Annotated in this window: 21 protein-coding genes and 1 tRNA gene; 8 read left to right on the forward strand and 14 right to left on the reverse strand. The window is 63.1% G+C overall.

The features are described from left to right. A partial coding sequence (locus tag H578_RS15185) for an integrase core domain-containing protein (protein WP_156837143.1) occupies positions 1-295 on the forward strand: 295 nt, incomplete at its 5' end. 45 nt (positions 296-340) lie between these two features. On the opposite strand, the gene H578_RS12065 is transcribed toward H578_RS15185, so the two are convergent. From H578_RS12065 to H578_RS0100025, 4 genes are all read right to left on the reverse strand, one after another. Further along, entirely contained in the window at positions 341-1,255 is a 915-nt protein-coding gene (locus H578_RS12065; protein ID WP_022871660.1) for an ABC transporter permease, read from the reverse strand. Beyond that, a complete protein-coding gene (locus H578_RS12070; protein ID WP_022871661.1) occupies positions 1,252-2,085 on the reverse strand; it encodes an ABC transporter ATP-binding protein in 834 nt (277 codons plus the stop codon). Before H578_RS12070 ends, H578_RS12065 begins: the two co-directional genes overlap by 4 nt. A 348-nt stretch (positions 2,086-2,433) precedes the next feature. Beyond that, positions 2,434-4,800, reverse strand: a complete 2,367-nt coding sequence (locus tag H578_RS0100020) for a CAP domain-containing protein (protein ID WP_022871662.1) — start codon at positions 4,798-4,800, stop codon at positions 2,434-2,436. A gap of 152 nt (positions 4,801-4,952) precedes the next feature. Then, the gene (locus H578_RS0100025) at positions 4,953-5,984 is read right to left on the reverse strand and encodes a 6-phosphofructokinase (RefSeq protein WP_022871663.1); all 1,032 of its coding nucleotides are present in this window, start codon (positions 5,982-5,984) and stop codon (positions 4,953-4,955) included. 99 nt (positions 5,985-6,083) lie between these two features. Here H578_RS0100025 and H578_RS15305 point away from each other — a divergent pair, with 99 nt between their 5' ends. Then, positions 6,084-6,686, forward strand: coding sequence for a hypothetical protein (locus tag H578_RS15305; protein ID WP_022871664.1), 603 nt, complete (start codon positions 6,084-6,086; stop codon positions 6,684-6,686). 181 nt (positions 6,687-6,867) lie between these two features. On the opposite strand, the gene H578_RS15310 is transcribed toward H578_RS15305, so the two are convergent. The 8 genes from H578_RS15310 to H578_RS0100070 form a co-directional block, all read right to left on the reverse strand. Continuing rightward, positions 6,868-8,163, reverse strand: coding sequence for an SH3 domain-containing protein (locus H578_RS15310; protein WP_022871665.1), 1,296 nt, complete (start codon positions 8,161-8,163; stop codon positions 6,868-6,870). Between the two features lie 51 nt (positions 8,164-8,214). Continuing rightward, positions 8,215-8,658, reverse strand: coding sequence for a hypothetical protein (locus H578_RS12085; RefSeq protein ID WP_022871666.1), 444 nt, complete (start codon positions 8,656-8,658; stop codon positions 8,215-8,217). A 430-nt stretch (positions 8,659-9,088) separates the two neighbouring features. Continuing rightward, positions 9,089-9,796 (reverse strand): 50S ribosomal protein L1, encoded by a 708-nt coding sequence (rplA, locus tag H578_RS0100045; RefSeq protein WP_022871667.1) that lies wholly within the window; start codon positions 9,794-9,796, stop codon positions 9,089-9,091. Between the two features lie 102 nt (positions 9,797-9,898). Continuing rightward, positions 9,899-10,327 carry a 50S ribosomal protein L11 gene (gene rplK, locus H578_RS0100050; RefSeq protein WP_022871668.1) on the reverse strand — a complete coding sequence of 143 codons (429 nt, stop codon included), beginning with the start codon at positions 10,325-10,327 and terminating at the stop codon, positions 9,899-9,901. A 127-nt stretch (positions 10,328-10,454) separates the two neighbouring features. Next, complete coding sequence (gene nusG / locus H578_RS12090; RefSeq protein WP_022871669.1) at positions 10,455-11,165, reverse strand: transcription termination/antitermination protein NusG; 711 nt, start codon at positions 11,163-11,165, stop codon at positions 10,455-10,457. 78 nt (positions 11,166-11,243) lie between these two features. Continuing rightward, positions 11,244-11,510 (reverse strand): preprotein translocase subunit SecE, encoded by a 267-nt coding sequence (secE, locus tag H578_RS0100060; RefSeq protein ID WP_022871670.1) that lies wholly within the window; start codon positions 11,508-11,510, stop codon positions 11,244-11,246. 76 nt (positions 11,511-11,586) lie between these two features. Then, positions 11,587-11,659, reverse strand: a tRNA-Trp gene (locus H578_RS0100065). Positions 11,660-11,753: 94 nt separating this feature from the next. Continuing rightward, a complete protein-coding gene (locus tag H578_RS0100070) occupies positions 11,754-12,740 on the reverse strand; it encodes a sugar-binding transcriptional regulator (RefSeq protein WP_022871671.1) in 987 nt (328 codons plus the stop codon). A 95-nt stretch (positions 12,741-12,835) separates the two neighbouring features. Between H578_RS0100070 and H578_RS0100075 the strand changes: the two genes are divergently transcribed. The 3 genes from H578_RS0100075 to glpK all read left to right on the forward strand — a co-directional run bounded on the left by H578_RS0100075 (position 12,836) and on the right by glpK (position 17,091). After that, complete coding sequence (locus H578_RS0100075; RefSeq protein WP_245554850.1) at positions 12,836-14,662, forward strand: glycerol-3-phosphate dehydrogenase/oxidase; 1,827 nt, start codon at positions 12,836-12,838, stop codon at positions 14,660-14,662. A gap of 79 nt (positions 14,663-14,741) precedes the next feature. Then, positions 14,742-15,482 (forward strand): MIP/aquaporin family protein, encoded by a 741-nt coding sequence (locus H578_RS0100080; RefSeq protein WP_022871673.1) that lies wholly within the window; start codon positions 14,742-14,744, stop codon positions 15,480-15,482. A 73-nt stretch (positions 15,483-15,555) separates the two neighbouring features. Further along, the gene (gene glpK, locus H578_RS0100085; RefSeq protein WP_028463767.1) at positions 15,556-17,091 is read left to right on the forward strand and encodes a glycerol kinase GlpK; all 1,536 of its coding nucleotides are present in this window, start codon (positions 15,556-15,558) and stop codon (positions 17,089-17,091) included. Between the two features lie 41 nt (positions 17,092-17,132). Here the strand turns inward: glpK and H578_RS0100090 are convergent, their stop codons facing one another. Next, positions 17,133-17,630 (reverse strand): enterochelin esterase domain-containing protein, encoded by a 498-nt coding sequence (locus H578_RS0100090; protein ID WP_022871675.1) that lies wholly within the window; start codon positions 17,628-17,630, stop codon positions 17,133-17,135. A gap of 18 nt (positions 17,631-17,648) precedes the next feature. After that, the gene (locus tag H578_RS0100095; protein ID WP_022871676.1) at positions 17,649-18,614 is read right to left on the reverse strand and encodes an alpha/beta fold hydrolase; all 966 of its coding nucleotides are present in this window, start codon (positions 18,612-18,614) and stop codon (positions 17,649-17,651) included. 271 nt (positions 18,615-18,885) lie between these two features. Between H578_RS0100095 and fepB the strand changes: the two genes are divergently transcribed. From fepB to H578_RS0100110, 3 genes are read left to right on the forward strand one after another with little or no spacing between them, the layout of a single operon-like run. Then, positions 18,886-19,944, forward strand: coding sequence for a Fe2+-enterobactin ABC transporter substrate-binding protein (gene fepB / locus H578_RS0100100; protein ID WP_022871677.1), 1,059 nt, complete (start codon positions 18,886-18,888; stop codon positions 19,942-19,944). Positions 19,945-19,950: 6 nt separating this feature from the next. Continuing rightward, positions 19,951-20,949, forward strand: a complete 999-nt coding sequence (locus H578_RS0100105; protein WP_028463769.1) for a FecCD family ABC transporter permease — start codon at positions 19,951-19,953, stop codon at positions 20,947-20,949. 59 nt (positions 20,950-21,008) lie between these two features. Next, a complete protein-coding gene (locus H578_RS0100110; RefSeq protein ID WP_245554851.1) occupies positions 21,009-21,995 on the forward strand; it encodes a FecCD family ABC transporter permease in 987 nt (328 codons plus the stop codon). The last annotated feature ends 4 nt before the right edge of the window (positions 21,996-21,999 follow it).

Genomic DNA, 21,999 nt, shown 5'->3' on the forward strand with positions numbered 1-21,999 from the left:
GTCCTTCATCGCCGCCCACCCCGAGCTACACCACGTGCGCACCCGAGTGAAGACCCCGGGGCAGAACGGGTCCCGTGAACGCGGCTTCGGCACGCTGAAGTACGAACGGCTCTACCTGGACGAGATCGACGACGCGATCGTGCTCGCCGAGCGGGCCGAGGACTACCGGATCGAGTACAACGAGCTCCGGCCCCACGAGGCCATCTCATGGAACCGGCCCAAGGAGGTGCACCTGGGCCTGGCCGACCCCACCACCCCGACATTCAAAACCAAGGAAATCCTGCCAACTACTTGACGCGGGACAGTCACAGGTATGCCTTTCTATGGGTGCGAGTGGGGTTTACTTTTTGCCGGACAGCTGGGTGCCGAGCCGCTTTTCCAGGAAGGCGACAACGATGTAGAGCAGCACCGAGAGGATGGCCAGGACGAAAACGCCGAGCCAGACCAGTGCGATGTCGTAGACACTGCCGGCATACATGATGCGGTAGCCGAGTCCCTGACTGGAGCCGATGAACTCTCCGACGATGGCCCCTGCCAGAGCCAATCCGATGGTGACGCGTAGTCCGCTAATAATCCACGGGAGCGTGCTGGGGATGACCACACTGCGGAAGATCTTCATCCGGCTAGCACCCAAGCTGTTCATCATGCGGATAATGTCGCGATCAACGGTGCGGACACCGGAGTAGGCATTGAGTGCCTGGATGGCCAGCACGAGGGCCGCCGCTAAGGCGATTTTGGAATCGATGCCGACACCAAGTACCAGCACGATGAGTGGGGCCAGGGCGATCTTGGGCAAAGCTTCGAACATGATGACGAAGGGTTCAGCCGTCTGGGCGTAGGTCTTGGACCACCAGAAGGACAACCCCAGGGCGGTGCCGATCAGGGTACCCAGAATAAAGCCGACCACAGAGCTGGTCATGGTGTAGGCAATATCGCCCCAAAAGGTGCCCGCTGCGAACTGTTCCTGAGCTTTGGCGAAGATACGGCTCGGTGAGCTCCAGAAGAACGCATTGATGTGGCCAGTGCGGGTGCCCAGCTCCCATCCGCCGAAGACCACAACCACCACGGCGATCCGCAGCAGGTTCACCAGAACAGGTGAGGCTTTCCGGTCCTCGGAGAGCACCTTGCGTGATTTAGCGGATTCCTTGGGCGCTTTGGCTTCCAGCTCTTGGAGAACTTGGGTGGGTGTGCGGTGTGCCCCGACCTCTTGAGCGGCTGTTTCGGGCTTTTGTGTTGTGACAGCGGTCACTGTCATTCCCCCTTGTCCATGAGAAGTGACCGGACTTCGTCCTTATAAGCGGTAAATTCCGGCGTCGTGGTGATCTGTGTGTCCCGTGGTTTGGGAAGATCGACGTGGATCTCCCGGGCGACGTAGCCTGGCCGGCCGCGCATCACGTAGATGCGGTCGGAGAGCAAGACGGCCTCGTCGATGTCGTGGGTGACGAAAACGATCGACTTCTGAAAGCTCTCCTGGACCTCTAGTAGCCACAGCTGCATCTGCAGTCGCGTCTGAGCATCAAGTGCGCCGAAGGGTTCGTCGAGCAGCATGATGGGTCGATTGAAGAGCAGTGTGCGTAGCAGTGCCGCGCGTTGCCGCATCCCACCGGAGAGCTGTGCCGGACGGGCCTGTTCATAATCGCCAAGCCCGTACTCTTGCAGGAGAGGTCGTGCCGCGGCGACCGCATCGGAGCGTTTCACTCCGCGCACTTCCAGTCCGATGATGACGTTGTCGAGGATGCTGCGCCAGGGCAGCAGCATGTCCTTCTGGAGCATGTAGCCGACGTGACCTGTGGTCCCTGTGACGTCCTGACCGTCGATTTCCACGGTGCCCTGAGTTGGTTCCTCGAGTCCGGCGACGATCCCGAACAAGGTGCTCTTCCCGCAGCCGGAGGGACCCACGATCGTGACGAGCTCGCCAGGGGGAGCTGTGATGCTCACCGGTTGGAGGACAGGTGTGGGTTCCGGTGGAGACTTGGGGGTCTTCGCGATGTTGTAGGACTTACCGACGTTGTTGACCGTCAGTGTGCTGCCTGCCACCCCAGTAGCGACAGTACCGAGATCTTCTTCGACTATTTCAGCGGCCACGGTTTCCTCCGGTTGCCTGATGCCTCGTGCGGTACCGACGAAGCAGTCCTTCGCCGAGCCGCCGCTGCCGTCTGTCCCAGGTGGAACGATTCAACGACACCCTCTGCGGCGGTTGATAGACGAGTCTGGACAGGCAATATTTCCGATGGGTATCTCAACCGTTTCTCTGAAGTTACGCTCACTCCACCTCTGGTCATCATGCTCTGACCAGGGGTTTTGATGAGAAATGCGCATGTTACGCCACTGGAAGATGCATCGGTTTCTTCCCACACACCACTGAGGCCCGCCCCCGGGTGGGAGCGGGCCTCAGTGGTGTGTGGATGAGGTGCGGGACCTCAGGTGTACTTCTTAGGCGAGGGCGCGGCGACGGCTGACGCCGATCGCTGTGCCGCCCAGGGCCAGGCTCAGCAGAGCGGCGAGGCCGAGAGCTGCCATACCGGAGTCCATACCGGTGGTGGCAAGCTCTTCCTCGTCCTCAGGACCCTTCTCACCGGCCGGACCCGTCTCCGGGTCCACCACGGTGATGGTGACTTCCAGCTCAATGCCGGAGGACAGGCCCTCCACGGTGAGCGTGTACTCGCCGGGCTCGGTGTCCTCAGGAATGGTCACCGAGGTGGAGAAGTCCCCGTCCTCGTCGGTCTCTACTGTGCCGAGGATGGGGTTGAGGCTGATCTCGACCTCTTCCTCCTCCCCGAAACCAGAGCCTTCGACGACGACATCCTCACCGGCAGCGACCTCGGTCGGGCTGACCGTCACGGACGCTTCGACAGGCTCAGTCGGCCCGTCGGTGGGGGTGTCGGTTGGGCTCGGGGATGGAGACGGCGTGGAGTCGTCCTCGATGTAGTTGAAGTCCCACTCGGTGGTGGCACCGTCGTCGAACTCGTAGCCATCGGCCGGCTCAGCGGTGATGGTCAGGCCATCCTCGGGGACGTCAACCTCGCCGGGGCCGTGGGAGTACTCGACACCCTCGACCTCAGGCACGATAACGACGTTCTCGTCATCATCGCTGCGCTGCGGAGCCTCAGGCTCCACAACCTCCAGGACAGCGTCCGGATCGAAGTCGAAGTCCCACTCGGTGGTGGCACCGTCTTCGAACTCGTAGCCGAGAACCGGAGTGGCCTCAACGGTCAGACCGTCTTCGGGGATCTCCAGCTCACCGTCAACGATGTCGCCGTCCACGCTGTAGTTGACACCCTCAACCTCGGGGATCTCCACCGTGTTGGTGCCGTCCTCGCGGTTCGGAGCCTCCGGGGAGACCACGATCGCGTCTTCGAGGCGGATGGTGATGTTCTGGTGGCGGATGAACAGCGGGTTGTTGGCATCGAAGTCGGCGTAGGACTCGAAGACTGCGACTTCCACGGCAGCCTGGTGAACCTGGCCGTCCTTGAAGTTGTCCCAGATGGAGTCCTCTTCACTCAGCAAAACCTGCTCCAGGGTGAAGGTGCCCTCCGGGCTGATGCCGTCCACGGCCATCTGCGAGTTCTCGGTGTCGGTCAGCACGGCAAACTCACCGTCGAAGCGAACCATCACCAGACCACCGGCGATGTCGATGGCTTCGTCGAAACCGGAACCGTTGATGGTGTACTCGTCACCGGGCTCCAGCTCGTCCGGGTTCACGGTGATCTCGAAGTCCGGCAGTCCACCCAGGTCGATGAACAGGTCACCTTCGTGCCCGGGGCGGGGGTCAGTGTCATGCAGGCTTTCCCGGACGTGCCAAGGCACCTGGATGGTGGCGTCAGGGTTCTCGACGCTGTCCCAGACCTCGTGGTCTGCCGGCAGCAGCTGCACCGTCATGGCGACGTCGCCGGAGTCACCGACCTCAGAGGTGGTCACTGAGCTGGGATCAAGCACATTGGCGTACCCGGCCCCTTCGTCCTGGACGAACGCGCCGTCAATGTAGGCCACATCGCCGGGTTCGAAGTCACCGAAGACCACGGTGAACTCGTCACCGGGGTTAAGGTAACCGCGCTCCAAGGTCTCCGAGGCGAAGTTCACATCCCCGGGGATGACTTCCTCGTCGGGTTCCTCACCGGTGCGGTCCACCGGCGGAACGGCGTCATCCGGCGGAATAATGCCGGACTCTTCCCAGGCCTCGTACTCGGAGTACATCACGCCGCCACCCTGGCTCGGATCAGAGTCCGGGGCCGGAGTCTCCTCACCGGGGATGTTCTCCTGGGCACAGTCCTGGCCGAAGCGCTGAGTGTTGTACCAGCGCTGGAAGGTGATCTCCTGGCCGGTCTCCTCAATGGTTCCGGTGGCCGTGCTGGTCACCGTTCCGTTGTTAAAGAATTCGTGCTCCTCGGCCATGATGTTGGCCCAGTGCGAGGGGGAGTCCTGGTACCCCTGGAAGATCTGCTGAGCGATCTCCTGAGCTGAGGTGCCCGGCTCTCCGGTGAAGTAGGCCACGTTCTCAGCACCTGCGACACATCCGGCGTTATCCGTTCCCACGCTGATGTGTGCACTGTCATGCCAGATGTGCCATTCGTTCATGGTCAGGATCGACCAGTCAAGAGCACCAGACTCCGCCTCCCGCAGCGGCTCCCAGGGCTCCAGCGGGTCCAGACCCGCATCCTCACGAGCGTCGTTGATGAGCTCGTTGAGGTAATCGTCGATTTCGTCAACAGGATCCTGGGCTTGCGCCGGGACTGCTGTTGAGGCACCGAGCAGGCCAACAAGGCCTACTGCGGCGCCGGCGGACAAAAACTTTCGGCGCATGTATCTACCCCCGTGATAGTGGTGTTTCGCCAAGACAGGTATGTCAACTGTCCGCTCGGAGTCTATAACGGTTCTGTTAAGGAACGGGGCAAAACATCTCAGAACTGTCACGTTCGTTACATGCGCACGACCAGTCAGAGTGAAGGTGCAGGTCAGCGGCCAAAGAGGATTTGGGCCTCTTCGTAACGCTCGGGAGGTACTTCCTTCAGGCCGTCGAGCGCCTCAGAGAGATCCACTGTCACAATCTCTGTGCCGCGCAGTGCGGCCATATGGCCCCAGGCCTGCTCGTGGACCAGGTCCAGCGCCTTGATGCCGAACCGAGTCGCCAGCACTCGGTCATAGCCGGTGGGGTTGCCGCCACGTTGGATGTGCCCGAGTGTGGTGTTGCGGGTCTCGACTCCGGTGCGCTCTTCGATCTGGTTGGTCAACCACTCGCCGATCCCACCCAGGCGAGGCCGCCCGTCGGCTTCCTGGCCTTTACCCGCCAGGGCCTCTTCAGCGCCCTCGGGGATGAACCCTTCAGCGACCACCACCAGCGGTGACCGGCCACGGGAGTGGACCTGCTCGACCCACTCGCAGACCTGATCCATGCTGACCCGCTGCTCGGGGATGAGGATGGCATGGGCCCCAGCAGCCATTCCGGAGTGCAGGGCGATCCAGCCGACGTGTCGGCCCATGACTTCAGCCACCATGCACCGGTGGTGGGATTCCCCCGTGGTGCGTAGCCGGTCCATCGCGTCGGTGGCGATGGAGATCGCCGTGTCGAAGCCGAAGGTGTAGTCCGTGGCCTTGAGGTCGTTGTCGATGGTCTTCGGCACTCCCACGATCGGCAGGCCATCGTCAGCGAGCCGCTTGGCCCCGGCCAGGGTGCCCTCCCCGCCGATGGCGATGACGGCGTCGATATCGTGCCGGCGCAACTGGTTGGCCATGTTCTCCGGCCCACCCTGCGGGTGGTTATACGGGTGGGTGCGGGAGGTCCCCAGGATCGTGCCGCCGTCGCGGGAGAGCCCACGGACATCATTACGGGACAGTTCCAGGTAGTCGGCCTCGATGAGGCCCTTCCAGCCGCCTTTGAAGCCGACGAATTCATCGCCGTAGGACTTGATGCCGTGCAGCACCGCGGAGCGAATCACCGCGTTGAGGCCGGGGCAGTCGCCCCCGGAGGTCAGCAGTCCGATGCGCATTCTCAGCTCCCCTTTGCGTGGTGGCTTTCGGCTCTCCTCTTCAGTCTATGTGCCGTGGGTGCCCCGCGGGGAAGCTGCCCCTGCCTCTATAGTGCTGGTATGCCACTCACCCCGCGACACCGCACACGGCTCACCGTCACCACGGGGCTGTGTGTGGTGGCGGTGCTCGCCTCGGGCTGCGGGGCCGGTGAGGAGCCTTCTACCGGCTCAGGCGACCTCGACGACGTCGACTACCCCGGACCGCAGGGTCCCTCTTTTCTGGGGACCCCGCGGAGTACTCCGCCCCCGCCGCCTGAGCCGGAGCCCAGCCCCACAGCGGATGACATCGATTGGGCTGAGCAGTGGAACCGTCAGCAGCATGAGGAGCTCTACGAGGGACGTCAGGATCCTGCCGAGGATATGACGGAGGAGACCTACCGCGAGTGGGGAGACTACGACGTCGTCTCCGAAAGCGAGCTCGAATTCTTCCTCATCACGGGGGACCCGGAATGCTACGGACTGCGCTACGTGGTCGAGGAGACCGAGGATGACGTCGCCGTGGCACTCATCCATGGCACCCGCGACGGCGCCCCTTCCGAGTGTCCCGACAGCGCGCATTACGTTTCGATCCTGGTCGAGCTTGACGAGCCCTTAGGTGACCGGGAAGTCGTGGAGTGGGAGGAATTCGACTGGCCCTCCGGCGTCGTCGGTCGCTCCGGGTAGTCCCTCAGCCTGGCTGGTTCCTGCGGCTTAGCTGAGGCGGAGGGTCTCTGCAGGAAGGTGGGCGAGGTGGTGGGCGCGTTCCCTACACACAGCAACCGGGGCCGCGGAGTGAATCCTCGCGGATCCGCCCCGCGGCCCCGGCCGCGTGCTATCTCATTGTGGGTCGTGTCAGGAGCCTGACTTAGGCGTCGGCGTCCTTACGGCCCAGGCGGTTGCGGTAGCCGAAGGCGGCCAGCGCACCACCGAGGGCCAGCAACGCACCGGAGAACAGGCCCGCCTGGGCGCCGCCACCGGTCTGTGCCAGCTCATCCTCGGACGGCCCCTTGGTGCCGTCACCGTCGGTCTCACCGGCCGGGCCGGTGCTCGGGTCGAGGATGGTGACTTCGCCGACGGCCTGAACGTTGGAGCCGGTGGCGGTGATCTCGTAGACACCGGGCTCAGCGACCTCGGTGGCCCAGAGCTCAGCTTCGAGGTTGCCGTCCTCGTCGGCCTGCCAGGTACCGATGGGGTTGTACTCGACGACGATCTCCTCACCGGGCTCGAAGCCTTCAGCGCTGATGGTGAAGGACTCGCCGGGGTAGACCTCGTTCGGCTCGATGGTCAGATCAATGATTTCGAGGTCAGCGTCCTCGTCATCATCGCCGTCAGCGTCCTCGTCATTCTCCTCCGGCTCCTCCTCGTCGTCCCCGTTGTCGTCGTCTTCGTCGCCGTTGTCGTCCTCGTCGTCATCTTCATCCTCGTCATCGTCCTCATCATCAACGAGGGCGTCGGCGCGGACCCACCCGGTGGTTCCGTCGTCGTCGAGGAGGACTTCAACCCAGTCACCGTCGCGGCTGACAACGATCAGTTCGTCACCGGCCTCAAAGGTGCGGATGACTTCGCTGTCCTCGTCAGCTTCGGTGTAGACGTTGACTTCATCGGCTTCGACGACGACGATCTCGTCCTCATCGCCGGGCTCCGGCGGGTCTTCAAGGATGCCGTCACCGGGGACGAAGCCCACCACTCCGGCGTAGGGGTCGCGGATGATCCACCAGTCGAGGTCTTCGAGGTAGCCCACCCGGTCAGCGTTGGTCGCGTAGCCAGGGGTGAACTCTGGATCCGGGTCGCTGAGCGGGCCGAGGACTGTGGAGTCCAGGCTCGGCTCGGCGTAAACCTGGGTCTCACCGTCATATTCCCACACACCTGCTTCCTCCGGTGGGATGCTCTGGTCGATATAGTCCTGGACCCAGTCGGCCAGACCGCCTTCTTCGGTGTGTGAGTCGGGGGCGTCGTACCACCAGTAGTCTTCCTCGCTGGCTGGCGGAGCTTCGCGGATCTCCAGGTTGATGCCACCGGTGAACTCGTAGTCCTCATGCTCGGCGTTGAGGGTGTAGTAACCGGCCTCGTAGGAGTCGTCGATCTCTACGCTGTGGACGCCGACGCCGTCTTCATCCGTGGTGACAGTGCCCAGGGACTCATCGTCGAGGAAGAACTCCACCTCGGTGTTGGCGGGGAAGCCCTCAGCTGTGATCTCGAGGGTCTGCCCGTGCTAGACGATGGAGTAGTCGATGTTGTAGGTGGGGCCTTCCTGCTCCCCGTTCTCTACCTCATCTTCATCCTCGTCCTCTTCTTCGAGCTCCTCCTGCTGGGTGGTCACCTCATCGGTGTCACCCTCTCCGTCGTCGTCGGAGTCGTCGTCACCATTGTCGTCATCGCTGTCGTCCGACTCGTCCTCAGGGTCCTCATCCTCAGGGGCGTCGTCGTCTCCGTCGTCGTCCTCGTCTTCAGGATCGCCCTCTGAGCTACCCTCAGGATCGCCGTTCTCCTCGGTGGTTTCACCGGTGTCTTCGGTGTTGACGTCCTCGTTGTCCGGTGCGCCTTCGTCCTGCGCCGAGGCCGGGATGATGGATGAACCCAGCAAACCCACCGTCACAGCGGGACCCGCGATCAGTGCGGCGGCGATCCGGCCGCGGCGGTTGAACTCTTCGGTCATGGTCAGTTGCTCCCCGTCTCTTTGAGAGATGAATGTCCGTTCACGCGGCCCTCCCCGTTCAGAGAGCGTGGTGCCGCACCGCCAGAATAGAAACCTCAGACAGGTTTGACTAGGGGTAACGGCACTTTATGTCACAGACCCATCACGGACCCGCTGTGCCGCATCAGCTCGCCGAAGTGCCGGGATCATCATTTCCCCAGGTCACCTGCGGTACTTCATATTTGAAGAAAACAATTGCGCACAGATCACGACGCCGTATCGGTTCGTAACACAGCACCCTGCCTACTTTCAGGTCTGATACAGGGTGCGCTCAGACTCATTCCACGGAGGTGTTCAACCACTCCGCACGCCACCCTTTCAACGCATAAGGCCCAGCTCCCCTGAACAGGGAACCGGGCCTTATGGAGCGTGCGGCGGATGCCGCAGTGCATCAGTTCTCGGTGAAAACCTTGGTCGCGTTCGGGTCCACCGGGATTCCCGGACCGAACGTGGTGGAGACGGTGGCCTTCTGGATGTACCGACCCTTCGAAGCGCTCGGCTTCAGCCGGAGGATCTCATCCAGAGCCGCGGCGTAGTTCTCCGCCAGCTGCTTCTCATCGAAGCTGGTCTTGCCGATGATGAAGTGCAGGTTGGAGTGCTTATCCACGCGGAAGTCGATCTTCCCGCCCTTGATCTCACTGACCGCTTTGGCCACATCCGGGGTCACGGTGCCGGTCTTGGGGTTCGGCATCAGGTTGCGGGGACCCAGCACCTTACCCAGCCGACCGACCTTACCCATCATGTCCGGGGAGGCCACGGCGGCGTCGAAGTCCGTCCAGCCCTCAGCGACCTTAGCGATGAGCTCGTCCCCGCCGACAAAGTCAGCACCGGCCTCTTCAGCCTTGGCCACGTTGTCACCCTGGGTGAAGACCACCACGCGGGCGGTCTTACCGGTGCCGTGGGGCAGGTTCACGGTGCCGCGGACCATCTGGTCGGCCTTACGGGGATCCACCGAGAGCCGCATGGCGACCTCCACGGTGGCGTCAGTCTTCGAGGGGTTCGTTTCCTTGGCCAGGGCGACTGCCTCGGCCGGGGAGTAGACAGTGTCTTCGCCGATCTTCTCGGCGGCTGCCCGATATGCTTTGCTGCGCTGTGCCATCTGCGTTCTCTCCTTAGCAGTTGTGGTACGCGGGCCGCGCTGGACCCTTCCCACTGGCCCGACGGCGTCGGGCCTTTTCGATGTTGTGGTGCCGAGTACTACTTACTCGACGGTGATGCCCATGGAACGGGCGGTGCCGGCCACGATCTTCGAGGCGGCCTCAAGGTCGTTGGCGTTGAGATCTTCCATCTTGGTCTGGGCGATCTCTTCCACCTGGGCTTTGCTGAGCTTGCCGACCTTCTCGGTGTGCGGCACGCCGGAACCCTTGGCCACACCGGCAGCCTTCTTGATGAGCTCAGCAGCCGGCGGGGTCTTGGTGATGAAGGTGAAGGAGCGGTCCTCATAGACCGTGATCTCCACAGGCACCACATTGCCGCGCTGGTTCTCCGTGGCGGCGTTGTAGGCCTTGCAGAACTCCATGATGTTGACACCGTGCTGACCGAGCGCAGGGCCAATCGGCGGTGCCGGGTTGGCGGCACCTGCCTGGATCTGCAGCTTGATCAGACCGGCGACCTTTTTCTTCGGGGCCATAATCTGTCCTTACATGCGTTGTTGCTTCCTGCAGCCTCAGGAGCGAGGGTGCAGGGGTGAGCGGACCTGGCCGGGCCGCTCGGGTCGGCGTCGTACCTCCAAGCATGAAGAGGACGACGCCGAAGCTTTAGTAAATCTTTTCCACCTGGTTGAAGTTCAGTGTCACCGGGGTTTCGCGCTCGAAGATGGACACCAGCACCACCAGCTGGCGGGAGTCCGGGTGGATCTCAGAGATCGTCGCCGGCAGGGTGGCAAACGGCCCATCGGTAACGGTGACCGACTCACCGACCTCGAAGTCGACCTTGACGTCCTGAGCAGCCGGAGCGGCAGCAGTGGCCTCTTCGCCTTCGACGACTTCAACCTTCTTCTCATCGCCGGGCTTACCGAGGCGGTGCTCTTTGAGCATCTCGAAGACCTCGTCAATGCTCAGCGGCTGGGGGTCGTGGGCATTGCCGACGAACCCGGTCACACCGGGGGTGTGGCGCACCACGCCCCAGGACTCATCGGTCAGTTCCATGCGCACCAGCACGTAGCCGGGGATGCGCACACGGTTGACCACCTTGCGCTGGGTGTTCTTGATCTCGACGACCTCTTCCATGGGGACGTCGATCTCAAAGATGTAGTCCTCCATGTCCTGGGTCTGGATACGCGTCTCCAGGTTGGACTTCACGCGCTTCTCGTAGCCGGCGTAGGTGTGGACCACATACCAGTCGCCGAGGCCGCGGCGCAGCTGAGCCTTCAGCTCGTCAGCGCGCTCCTCGTAGGACTTCTCCTCCTCAGCAGGTGTCTCGACAGCCTCGGCCGTCTCGTCCTGCTGCGAAAGTTCCTGTTCAGACACGTTTCTCCTTGGTATGTGTTGTATGCGGTGCGCACACGTCCTCTTGTGCGGTGGCCGGTCTACCCGAGTCGACCAGCGCTACGCCTGGGGTCCGACGCCGCCGAAGACGAGTTCAGCCAAGCGGCTGAACACCCAGTCCAGCCCGGTGACGATCCCGATCACGATGAGCACGAAGACCAGGACCACCAGCGTGTAGTTCACCAGTTCCGACCGGGTCGGAACGATGACTTTCCGCAGCTCATCAATGACCTGGCGGAGGAACAGCCACACCTTGCCGAAAGGTCCCCGCGGGCCATCTCCGTCGCCGGAGTGGCCCCGGACGTCAGTCTCAGGCGTCTGGGTCACGAAGACTCCATCTTCTACAAGTGCGGACTCGGTTCGGTGGTGGTGTCCTGCGCAGATCACGGATGATCCTCAGGCGCAGGGCAGACAGGACTCGAACCTGCAACCTACGGTTTTGGAGACCGTTGCGCTACCAATTGCGCCACTGCCCTAGGAGCCCCAGCAGCCCGCCGCTGAAGCCTGCGCGAAGGCACGTTCAGCAGAGGCGTCTAAGACACCAGTGCTCCAGTCTACGCGGCTGCAGCCTCAGACTCCAACTTCCTCGTGGGCCAACCGGTTGGCAGTGAGCTGGTCAAGGACCAGATCGGTGACCAGCCCGGCCGCCAGAGCCCCACGCAGTGCAGGTACTTTATGTGGGCCGTTGACCACACAGATCCGCCGAGGCACTCGGCGCAGCTCGTCCGGGCGCATTCCGGAACTGCGGGAGTTGAGTTCGATGTCCCGCCAACTGCCATCGGCCCGGAGGAAGACAGTACACACATCCCCGACGGCGTCCTGCTCGGTGAGGCGATTCAGGTCCTCCCGGCTGAGATAGCCGTCGGCGTAGACCTGCGAGGGTTTGCCCTCGTGGAAGGTGCCCACCCCAAAGACGGCCAGAGTGGAGCGGCGCTGCAGGTTCAGCACCCGGGAGGTGGACCGCTCCCGCCACAGGGCCTGCTTGGTCTGCTCATAGTCGAAGAACGCCGGCACGGGGAAGAGATATGCCCGGCCGTGATACGCCTCAGCGAACTGTTCAACGACCCCCAGGCGCAGACTGACTCCACTGGCGGCGTCGTCGGTGGCTCCCGGCTGGGAATTCACTGACCCGTTGAGTTGAACCACCTGCAGCCCCGGCACTTCCCGGGTGGGTAAGCGGCGGGCCACCGAGGTCATCGTCTGACCCCAGGCGAGCCCGACGACGGCGTCTTCCTCCACGAGCTGATCGATCACCTGGGCAGCCAACACCGCTACAGCCTCAGCCCGCACACCGGCGTCCTCGTGCGCAGAGGATGCCGCCACATAGGCGCGGATGCCGTAGTGCTCACCCAGCCGGTACTCCAAGGCGCTGGTGTGCTCACTGGGTGGGTGCAAGCTGATTCGGACGATCCCCTGGTCGCGGGCGTCCTGCAGGAGGCGGGAGACCGTAGAACGGGATACGCCGAGTTCTCGGGCGATCGACTGCATCGTGCGATGCTGCCCGTAGTACATCTGTGCAGCGGTGAACTCGAGCTTCTCCCGGAAAGTGCTCGTCATGAGGCCAGTATGCCCCTGTGGTGCACGTTCGTGCAGAGGGATTGTGAAAAAGTCCACGCTCCGGTGAGATGGGCGTCACTATGAAGCCTCAGCCGATGAACCCCGCCACCCGCGCAGCCGCCCTGGACGCATTTCAGGCCACCACTGCGGAAAAACCCCTCGATGTCTTGGTGATCGGTGGCGGAGTGGTCGGTGCCGCGGCAGCTTTCGATGCTGCCACCCGCGGGCTGAGCGTCGGGCTCGTCGAAGCCCGGGACCTCTCCCAAGGGACCTCCTCCCGGTCCTCGAAACTGATCCACGGGGGACTGCGTTACCTGCAGATGCTTGACTTCAAACTGGTGGCTGAGGCGCTGCGCGAACGCAACCTCCTGCTGACGAAGACCGCCCCGCACCTGGTGCGGCCGTTGCCTTTCGTCTTCCCCTTCGAGAAGCGGATCTTTGACCGGGCGTTCATCGGCTCCGGAGTGAGTCTTTATGACAGCCTCTCTTTCGGCTCCTCGGCATTGCACTCCGGGCTGCGCTCAGCCATCACCAGCTCAGGTCGGGTTCCCTTCCACCGTCATCTGACGCGCAAGGGACTCCAAGAGCGCTTCCCCGCCCTGGACAAGGAGAAGTTCCTTGGGGCCCTGGAGTACTCCGATGCCCAGGTCGACGACGCCAGGCTCGTGCTCTCGCTGGCTCGTTCGGCACACAGCTTAGGAGCCCACATCGCGACCCGCACCGAAGTGGTCGATTATCTACACACCAGCGAAGACGCCGGTGAGGAGGGGATGCCACCGGTAGGTGGCGTCGTCGTCCTGGACCGGGAGACCGGTGAACGGATTGAGGTGCACGCTCAGCAGACCATTATGGCCGCCGGGGTGTGGACCGGGCATCAGCAGCAGCTGGCCTACGGGCAGCAGCCGGGTGAGGACGGCCCAGCCTTACGGGTACTGGCCTCCAAAGGCATCCACATCACCGTGCCGCGTGAACGGATCCCCGCCCAGGACCATGTGGGGGTTATCACCCAGACCGAGAAGTCCGTGCTGTTCATCATTCCCATGGGGCACTACTGGTCCATCGGCACCACCGACACCGCCTGGCATGAGCCGGTCGATGCCGCTGCTCCCAACGCCGCAGACATTGACTACGTACTGGACCACGTCAACGCCGTGCTGGAATCTGACCTCACCACTGAGGACGTCATCGGCACCTGGGCTGGCCTGCGTCCGCTGCTGCAGCCGGTCGACGCCGATGCCGCCTCCAGCTCTAAAGTCTCCCGGGAACACACCGTCATGCGCCTGGCTCCGGGTCTCTCTGCGGTGGCCGGGGGGAAACTCACCACCTACCGGCCCATGGCCGAAGACGCCGTGGACTTCGCGATTGCTGAATCCTTCAAGGATCGCGATTCACTGACCGAGAGTCTGCCGCTTATTGGGGGCCAGGGATTTGGTGAGTGGGTCGAACGCTCCAGCCAGGTTGCCGCCGATTACGGGTGGAGTCAGGACACTGTAGACCGGCTGTTGGGTCGGTATGGTTCCCTGCTGGGAGAGCTGCTGGCTCTTATCGACGAGGACTCATCCTTGGGTTCTGAGGTCAGCGGTGGGGCTGGATACCTGCGGGCTGAATACGTCTACGCTGCGCGGTTCGAAGGCGCATATCACCTCGAAGACTTCCTCGAGCGACGCACCCGGCTTTTCCACGAGGTGGCCGACCGGGGGCTCGGGGCCATGGATGAGGTGGTCGATCTGGTAGCCGAGGATCTCGGCTGGGACACCGAGCGGGTCGACTATGAAAAGCGTGCCTACACCAGCTATGTGGAAGCCCACCGGGCCGCCGAGCAGACCCGCACTGATGCTGAGGCTGCTGAGGCGTTATCCCGCGCGCTACCGGCTGTCCAGGAGCTAGCCACCACGGAGGAGCCCGATGAAGCGGTTTCCTAAGGCGCTCTGACCCTGCACTTTGCGCGCTGGACTCGGCGCGTGACTATCAACCCCTTTCACGGCACGACAAAGGAGTCGTATGGAAACGATTGTTCTCTTTGAGGTCTTCGGCACGGCCACCCTGATTCTGCTCGGTGCCGGCGTCGTCGCGAATGCTCTGCTCTCCGGCACTAAAGGCAACGGTGGCGGCATCGTGCTCATCACCTTCGGGTGGGGGTTCGCAGTGTTCTCCGCGGTGTATGTCGCCTACGGTTCCGGGGCACACATCAACCCCGCGGTGACCCTGGGGCTGCTAGCTTCCGGTGCAGAAGAGTATGCACCGGGGATTGAGGTCACCGCCGCGCACACGGTGACCTACATCGTGTCCCAGATCGTCGGTGCCGCCATCGGAGCCGCGCTGGCGTGGCTGGCGTATAAGAAACACTTCGACGAGGAGACCGATCCCGGCGCGATCCTCTCGGTGTTCTCCACCGGCCCGGAGCGCCGGCACTACGGGTGGAACACCCTGACCGAGCTCATCGCCACCTACGTGCTGGTGCTCGTCATCCTGCTGGAGGGTGAGACGCCGGCGGAACTGGGGCCGCTGCCGGTGGCGCTGGTCGTCGTGGTCATCGGTATGTCTTTGGGTGGTCCGACCGGCTACGCCATCAACCCGGCGCGTGACTTGGGTCCGCGTATCGCCCACGCCCTGCTGCCCATCCCCAATAAGGGTTCCAGTGACTGGTCCTACTCCTGGGTTCCGGTCCTGGGGCCGGTGCTCGGTGGTCTGCTAGCCGGTGTCAGCGTGGTCGCGCTGCCACTGCTGGGAGCCACCGCATGAGCCGGCCGATTACGTGACCTACTCCCTCACCACCTATTGACCCGGACAACCCCTAGAGCAAAGGATGTCGATGATGACACAGCACACAGCAGACTCCGGTACCAAGTACGTTCTGGCCATCGACCAAGGCACCACCTCAACCCGCGCAGTGGTTTTCGACCGGGCTGGTGACCTGGTGGCCTCCGGTCAGCGGGAGCACCAGCAGATCTTCCCGCAGGCCGGCTGGGTGGAGCACGACGCCGTCGAGATTTGGCGCAACACCCGGGAGGTGATCGGCTTGGCCCTGGCTGATGCGGATGTCAACCGGCACAGCCTGGCCGCTGTGGGGATCACCAACCAGCGTGAGACCACGGTGGTGTGGGATAAGCACACCGGTGAGCCCGTCTACAACGCGATCGTCTGGCAGGACACCCGCACCCAGAAGATCTGTGACGAACTGGCCGGGGACGAAGGCCCGGACAAGTACAAGGAGCGAGTGGGGCTGCCACTGGCGACCTATTTCGCCGGGCCGAAGATCCGCTGGATCCTTGACAATGTCGAGGGAGCCCGTGAGCGCGCTGAAGCCGGAGACCTGCTCTTTGGCACCACCGATTCCTGGCTGATTTGGAACCTCACCGGCGGGCCGAATGGGGGTATTCACATCACTGATGTGACGAATGCTTCCCGCACCATGTTGATGAATATCGACACTCTCGACTGGAATGAGGAGATCGCCGCGGAGATGGGCGTGCCGGTCTCCATGTTGCCGGAGATCCGGTCTTCCTCCGAGGTGTACGGCCACGGCCGGAAGGAATCGCTGCTCATCGACACCCCGATCAGTGGGATCCTCGGTGACCAGCAGGCTGCTACGTTCGGGCAGGCCTGTTTCACACCCGGTCAGGGGAAGAACACCTACGGCACCGGTAACTTCATGCTGATGAACACCGGGGAGGAGATCGTCCGGTCCGAGAACGGTCTGCTCACCACTGTGGCCTACCGGCTCGGTGACGGTGAGCCCGTCTATGCGCTGGAGGGCTCCATCGCGGTGACCGGTTCGCTGGTGCAGTGGCTGCGGGACAACCTGGGGATTATCTCTTCGGCGCCCGAGGTGGAGACCAAGGCCAAGCAAGTCGACGATAACGGCGGCACCTACATTGTGCCGGCGTTCTCCGGGCTGTTCGCCCCGTACTGGAAGTCCGATGCCCGCGGCGTCATCGTGGGGCTCACCCGGTATGTGAACCAGAACCACATCTGCCGGGCCGCCTTGGAATCAACCGCCTACCAGTCCGCTGAGGTGGTGGAGGCCATGGCCGCCGATGCCGGTGAGGCGTTGGTGGAGCTGAAGGTCGATGGCGGGATGGTCGTCAATGAGACGCTCATGCAGTTCCAGGCCGATGTGCTCGGAGTGGATGTGGTCCGTCCCAAGGTCATTGAGACTACGGCGCTGGGTGCTGCCTACGCTGCCGGGCTGGCCGTCGGGTTCTGGGAGTCCACCGAGGATGTCGTGGCCAACTGGACTGAGGACAAGCGCTGGAGCCCGCAGATTGACGATGCTGAGCGGCAGAAGCTGCTGCGTAGTTGGAAGAAGGCGGTGACCCGGTCCTTCGATTGGGCCGACGACGACGCCTGAGAAGCTCTGATGAGGTCGCCTGGGCTGGGTCTATCCCCAGCTCAGGCGGCGGGCACTTCGACAAAAGACTGCAGGGTGCCCTCAGCTGTGCGGATCCGTTCGGGATTCTTCTGGTCCAACCGGGTGGCGGGCATCAGATCCCGCAGCGGGCAGATTCCCTGTGCAGCACGCCAGGGTGGCATGCAGAAGCCGACACACTCGTAGAAGCTGTAAGCAGCCCGCCAGCCCAGGGGGACCCGGTAGCTGAGCGCGAAGATGCCGTCACCGAGGAATTCCATCTCGGAACGTTCGGGCTGGTGCTCATCAGTGAGGCCTTCGATGAGCAACAGCACAGTGTGTACCTCAGAGACCTGCCGCAGGAACGTGACAGTGGCGGTGCCGGTGGCCTCATCCGGTTCGATGAGCGGCCAGGTCCGGGCGCGCCAATACAGAGGCAGCTCGGGTACCGGGACCCGAACTACCTGATGCGTGACGGATTGCGTCCCGCGACTGGGCGCTGAGCCGGCCAGATCCAGCTCATCGAGATAGGCAACGCTCATGTATCCATTTTGGCAGATTCACGATGCTCTGGCGAGTTGGAGCAATTCCAGCCCTTCAATGAGCCGATCCCGCCACACGATCCAGTCATGCCCGCCCACGAAGCTGCGCCGGACCACGTGGATTCCTCGTGCCTGGAGGTGAGGTGCGGCCTCGTGATGAGCCTCGGTGAGCATGGGCTCCAGAGTGCCGACGTCAAGCACGATGCGTTGACCCGGTCCCGCTGATTCAGCCGCTAGCTCCCACGCACGGCGGTTGGAGTCATCCTCAGCCCAGAAGGAAGCTGAGAGGGCGACTGCCTCGCGGACTCGATCCGGACGGCTCAGAGCCCAATATGTTGCGGCAAGTCCTCCGTAGGAGGCGCCCATCGGAATGACCGGTCCGGAACTGAACTCCTCGCATAGCCTCAGCACCTCATCGCGGAACAGGGCTCCGAAGCGAAGGTCCTTCGTACGTGTTTCGGTATCCATAGCGTCGATGGCCAGTACCGCCGCTGGTGGTTCCGGCAGGTGGTGGAGGTGTTCGAAGAGTCCCATCTGAGTGAACTCCGCGCCATCGAAGACCACGACTACCGGTGCATGTGGGTCTGGAGATATCCGGCGGCACCACAGGGTTCGCTCCTTGCCTGCCAGGCGTCGTTTCTGGATTTCCAGGTTTGCGCTCTGATGGTGCGGGGGCACTCCCGGAACCCAGCGTTGAGGAGGAGCATCCGGTGTGGCTGTTTCAAAGACGCTTCGCCGAGAGTTCAGCGGCCACCACGGGCCTGACTGATTGGCCGGGCGCAGGGCTCGGGACATCACTGCTAGCCACCATTGGCGGTGGTCTGCTCCCTGCTGAGGGTGTTCGATCCGTTCCGGGCTGGCGTAGAAGGTGTAACTGCCGCGCCACTGGCGAGGGATATTCAAGGTGATGCTGTAGCGGCTGCCTTCGCGCTGGAGAATTCCACCGCGCGGATTGGTGCGGCCGGTCAGACTGCAGTCGAGCATCACCTCCGCTGTTCCAGGGGGTATGGCTGAAGTGGGAATACTGAACTTACCCTCCCAGTCCTCCCCGCGGTCCCGGAAAACGGGGGAGCTGGGATCTGCTACGGGGTTGGCAGTCGACGTTGTCAGATGTAGGGGCATGAGGCAGACCTTACAGTTGATTGAAAACCATTCAGGTGTACTATTCACCGTAGGTTCACCTAATGCTATCCGGAGGATTGAACCGCTCGCTGCGCCCAAGGATCCTCCTCCCGCTGAAGAATGAGGGATACCTATGGCTCATTTGGCCCGTAATTACGCCTTGCCCACCCTGCTGACGGCCGGCGCATTGTTGCTCAGCGCCTGTGCTTCAGACGACCCGGCAGACGCCGACGAGGACACTGGGGATACCGACGCCGCAGAAGTCACCGAGGAGGAGGAAGACGACCCAGCTGACGGCGACAGTGCTGAGGAGACAGAGGAAGACAGCCAGGGGCAGTGGCCCAGGACCTTCGACAACGCCGACGGAACCACGACAGAGATCCCGGCCCCACCAGAAGCCGTCCTCTCCACGACCGTCTCCACCACCGGCACGCTGCTAGCCATCGATGCCCCCGTGGTCGCCAGCGGGGCTGCTGGTAACGGTGAGTTCTTCCAGTGGTGGGCTGATGAAGCCGAGGCAGCCGGCGTAGAGAACGCCTGGCCCGCCGGGGAAGTGGACTTGGAGGCTGCCTATGCCGCGGAGCCGGACCTCATTGTGGTCTCCACCACCGGGGCAGACTCCGCTGTGGACCAGCTCGAAGAGTTCCAGCAGATCGCCCCCACCATTGTGGTGGACTATGGGGCAGTCGAATGGCAGGAACTCGCCGAGATTCTCGCTGAGGCTTTGGGGCTGGAAAGCCAGACTCAGGAACTGCTGGCCGACTACGAGCAGGACGTGGCTGAGGCGGCCGAATCCATCACCCCACCTGAGGGGGAGGCCAACATCATCAGCTACAACGGTGCCGGTGAAGACAACCCCATCGCCCGCGCCACAGGCCCCCACGCAGAGTTGCTCACTGAACTGGGATTCACGATGGAAGATCCAGACCCCGAGTGGCACACCCAACCTCAGCAACGTGAAGACTTCGTCTGGGCACCCCATGAGCGCTTAGCTGACCTCGAGGCGGAGACGACATTCCTGCTTGATGTGGGCGACGACGCCGTCGAGGACTTTCTCAACGACCCGGTGCTGGCCAATGTCCCCTCCGTGCAGGCAGACCAGGTGTACGGGTTGGGAGAGGGATCTTTCCGCATCGATTACTACAGTGCGGTGGCGATTATCGACCGGCTCGTTGACATCTTCGGTGAGTAACCGGCAGTGAGGAACACACACCGCCTGGCCCTCGGTGGGCTCGTGGTCGGGTTGGTGGGTCTGCTGCTGGGCAGTAGTTCAATAGGGCATCAGTTCGTCTCACCTGAGCAGGTGTACGAGGCGATGACGTCATTTGATCCCGAGGACACCACGCATTTGATTGTCCACCACTTGCGTGTCCCGCGGACGCTGTTGGCTGTGCTGGTCGGTTGTGCGCTGGGGGTAGCCGGAGCGGTGATGCAGGCGGTGACCCGCAACCCGCTGGCTGACCCCGGGATCCTGGGGATCAACGCAGGGGCGACGCTGAGTATCGCATGTCTCATCGCCTGGGGTGGAGTGACCTCGGTGCTGGGGTATATGTGGGCCGGAATGTTGGGGGCTGGGCTTGCCGCAGCCGGGGTGTACTTACTGGGCGGGGCCCGCCGCGGGACAAACCCGGTTCGTCTGGTCCTGGCCGGGGCTGCACTGTCGGTGGTGCTCATGGCAGCAACCCAGATTGTCATCATCAACAGTGACGAGGCGGTCTTCGACCGTTACCGGCACTGGATGGTTGGCTCTCTGCAAGGCCGCGGATGGGAGGTGCTCCTGCCGGTCAGTGTGCTGTTAGGAGCCGGTCTGCTGGTGGCCTGGGGTCTGTCCCGTGCTCTCGATGCCGCTGCACTGGGAAAGGATCTCGGGGTCGCGCTGGGACTTAACCCAGTGCGTCTACTGGCGGTGGCCTCGGCCGCGGTAGTGATGCTCGCTGGAGGAGCCACTGCAGCAGCCGGTCCGGTGGCCTTCGTGGGGTTGACCGGCCCGCATATCGCCCGTCTGCTCGTGGGGAACGCTCACCGACTGCTTATCCCCTACACCATGCTGATCTCCGCAGTGCTGGTTCTTGCCGCCGATATGCTCGGTCGCATAGTGGCCCGACCGGGAGAAGTCTCAGTCGGCATCATGGTGGCCCTCATCGGTGGACCCTTCTTCGTGGCGCTTGTTCGCCGACGGAAGCTGGTGCAGCTATGAGGGCTCAGAGCAGGTTTCGCAGGGGCACGGTACTGCGCGTTACAGGGCTCTCCGCCGTCGTGGAAGTGCGCGTGGTGATGGTGACCGCGGTGCTGCTAGGCATCACCGCCTGCTTCTGTGTACTGGCCATGGGTCAGGGGACGATGTCTCTATCCCCTCAAGAGGTGCTCTCGGCCTTGGCGGGGGAGCAGATGCAGGGGCCGGGCGGAACGATCGTACGGGAGATTCGGTTGCCGCGTGTGGTCACCGCGGTATGCGCCGGGGCTGCGCTTGGCGTATCCGGTGCGGTGTTCCAATCAGTCAGTCGCAATGCCCTGGGATCGCCAGATGTCATCGGCTTTACCACCGGTGCGGCGACAGGAGCGATCACGATGATTGTGGTCTTCGCCGGTTCACCGGGGCAGGTGGCTGCAGCCGCGGTGGTGGGTGGACTCCTCACAGCTGCGCTGGTGTACCTGCTCTCCGTGCGATCCGGGGTGACCGGTGGGTATCGGCTGGTGCTCACCGGCATCGGAGTGGGTTCGGTGCTTTCCGCGTTGAACGGTTTGCTGTTGGTGCGCGGAGATCTGGACAACGCCGTCGTTGCGAACCTGTGGCTTTCGGGATCCCTGAATGCGCGGAACTGGACGCACGCGGTACCGGTGATGATCGGCGTCGTCGTTATTGTCCCGCTGATCTGCGCCGGGGCTAAGCGGCTAAGCCTCAGCGAGATGGGGGACGATCTGGCACGGCAGCTGGGGGTCGGCGTCGAACGTACTCGCCTGATGATGACGTTTCTGGCTGTGCTGCTTGTGGGGCTGGCAACCGCTGCCACCGGTCCCATTGCTTTTGTCGCCCTGGCTGCTCCACAGCTGGTAGTGCGGCTGACCCGGTCACAGTCTCTGCCGGTCATCAGTTCTGCGGCGATGGGGGCCGCACTGCTGGTGACCGCAGACCTCATCTCCCAGGCGCTGCCGCTGGGACTCATTCTGCCCATCGGTCGGATGACAGGAGTCCTGGGTGGGCTGTACCTCATCTGGCTATTGACGCGTTCCCGTCAGGTTTAAAGGC

This window comes from Nesterenkonia alba DSM 19423 (genome assembly GCF_000421745.1).
Lineage (GTDB): Bacteria > Actinomycetota > Actinomycetes > Actinomycetales > Micrococcaceae > Nesterenkonia > Nesterenkonia alba.

Coding starts and splice junctions, on each gene's coding strand:
- H578_RS0100080 (WP_022871673.1), top strand. CDS start 14,742: ATGGAAACGATTGTTCTCTTTGAGGTCTTCGGCACGGCCACCCTGATT.
- H578_RS0100090 (WP_022871675.1), bottom strand. CDS start 17,630: ATGAGCGTTGCCTATCTCGATGAGCTGGATCTGGCCGGCTCAGCGCCC.
- H578_RS0100095 (WP_022871676.1), bottom strand. CDS start 18,614: ATGCTCGACTGCAGTCTGACCGGCCGCACCAATCCGCGCGGTGGAATT.
- rplA (WP_022871667.1), bottom strand. CDS start 9,796: ATGGCACAGCGCAGCAAAGCATATCGGGCAGCCGCCGAGAAGATCGGC.
- H578_RS0100020 (WP_022871662.1), bottom strand. CDS start 4,800: ATGCGCCGAAAGTTTTTGTCCGCCGGCGCCGCAGTAGGCCTTGTTGGC.
- fepB (WP_022871677.1), top strand. CDS start 18,886: ATGGCTCATTTGGCCCGTAATTACGCCTTGCCCACCCTGCTGACGGCC.
- H578_RS0100075 (WP_245554850.1), top strand. CDS start 12,836: ATGAACCCCGCCACCCGCGCAGCCGCCCTGGACGCATTTCAGGCCACC.
- H578_RS0100025 (WP_022871663.1), bottom strand. CDS start 5,984: ATGCGCATCGGACTGCTGACCTCCGGGGGCGACTGCCCCGGCCTCAAC.
- glpK (WP_028463767.1), top strand. CDS start 15,556: ATGACACAGCACACAGCAGACTCCGGTACCAAGTACGTTCTGGCCATC.
- H578_RS12065 (WP_022871660.1), bottom strand. CDS start 1,255: ATGACAGTGACCGCTGTCACAACACAAAAGCCCGAAACAGCCGCTCAA.
- H578_RS12085 (WP_022871666.1), bottom strand. CDS start 8,658: ATGACCGAAGAGTTCAACCGCCGCGGCCGGATCGCCGCCGCACTGATC.
- rplK (WP_022871668.1), bottom strand. CDS start 10,327: ATGGCCCCGAAGAAAAAGGTCGCCGGTCTGATCAAGCTGCAGATCCAG.
- H578_RS0100070 (WP_022871671.1), bottom strand. CDS start 12,740: ATGACGAGCACTTTCCGGGAGAAGCTCGAGTTCACCGCTGCACAGATG.
- H578_RS15305 (WP_022871664.1), top strand. CDS start 6,084: ATGCCACTCACCCCGCGACACCGCACACGGCTCACCGTCACCACGGGG.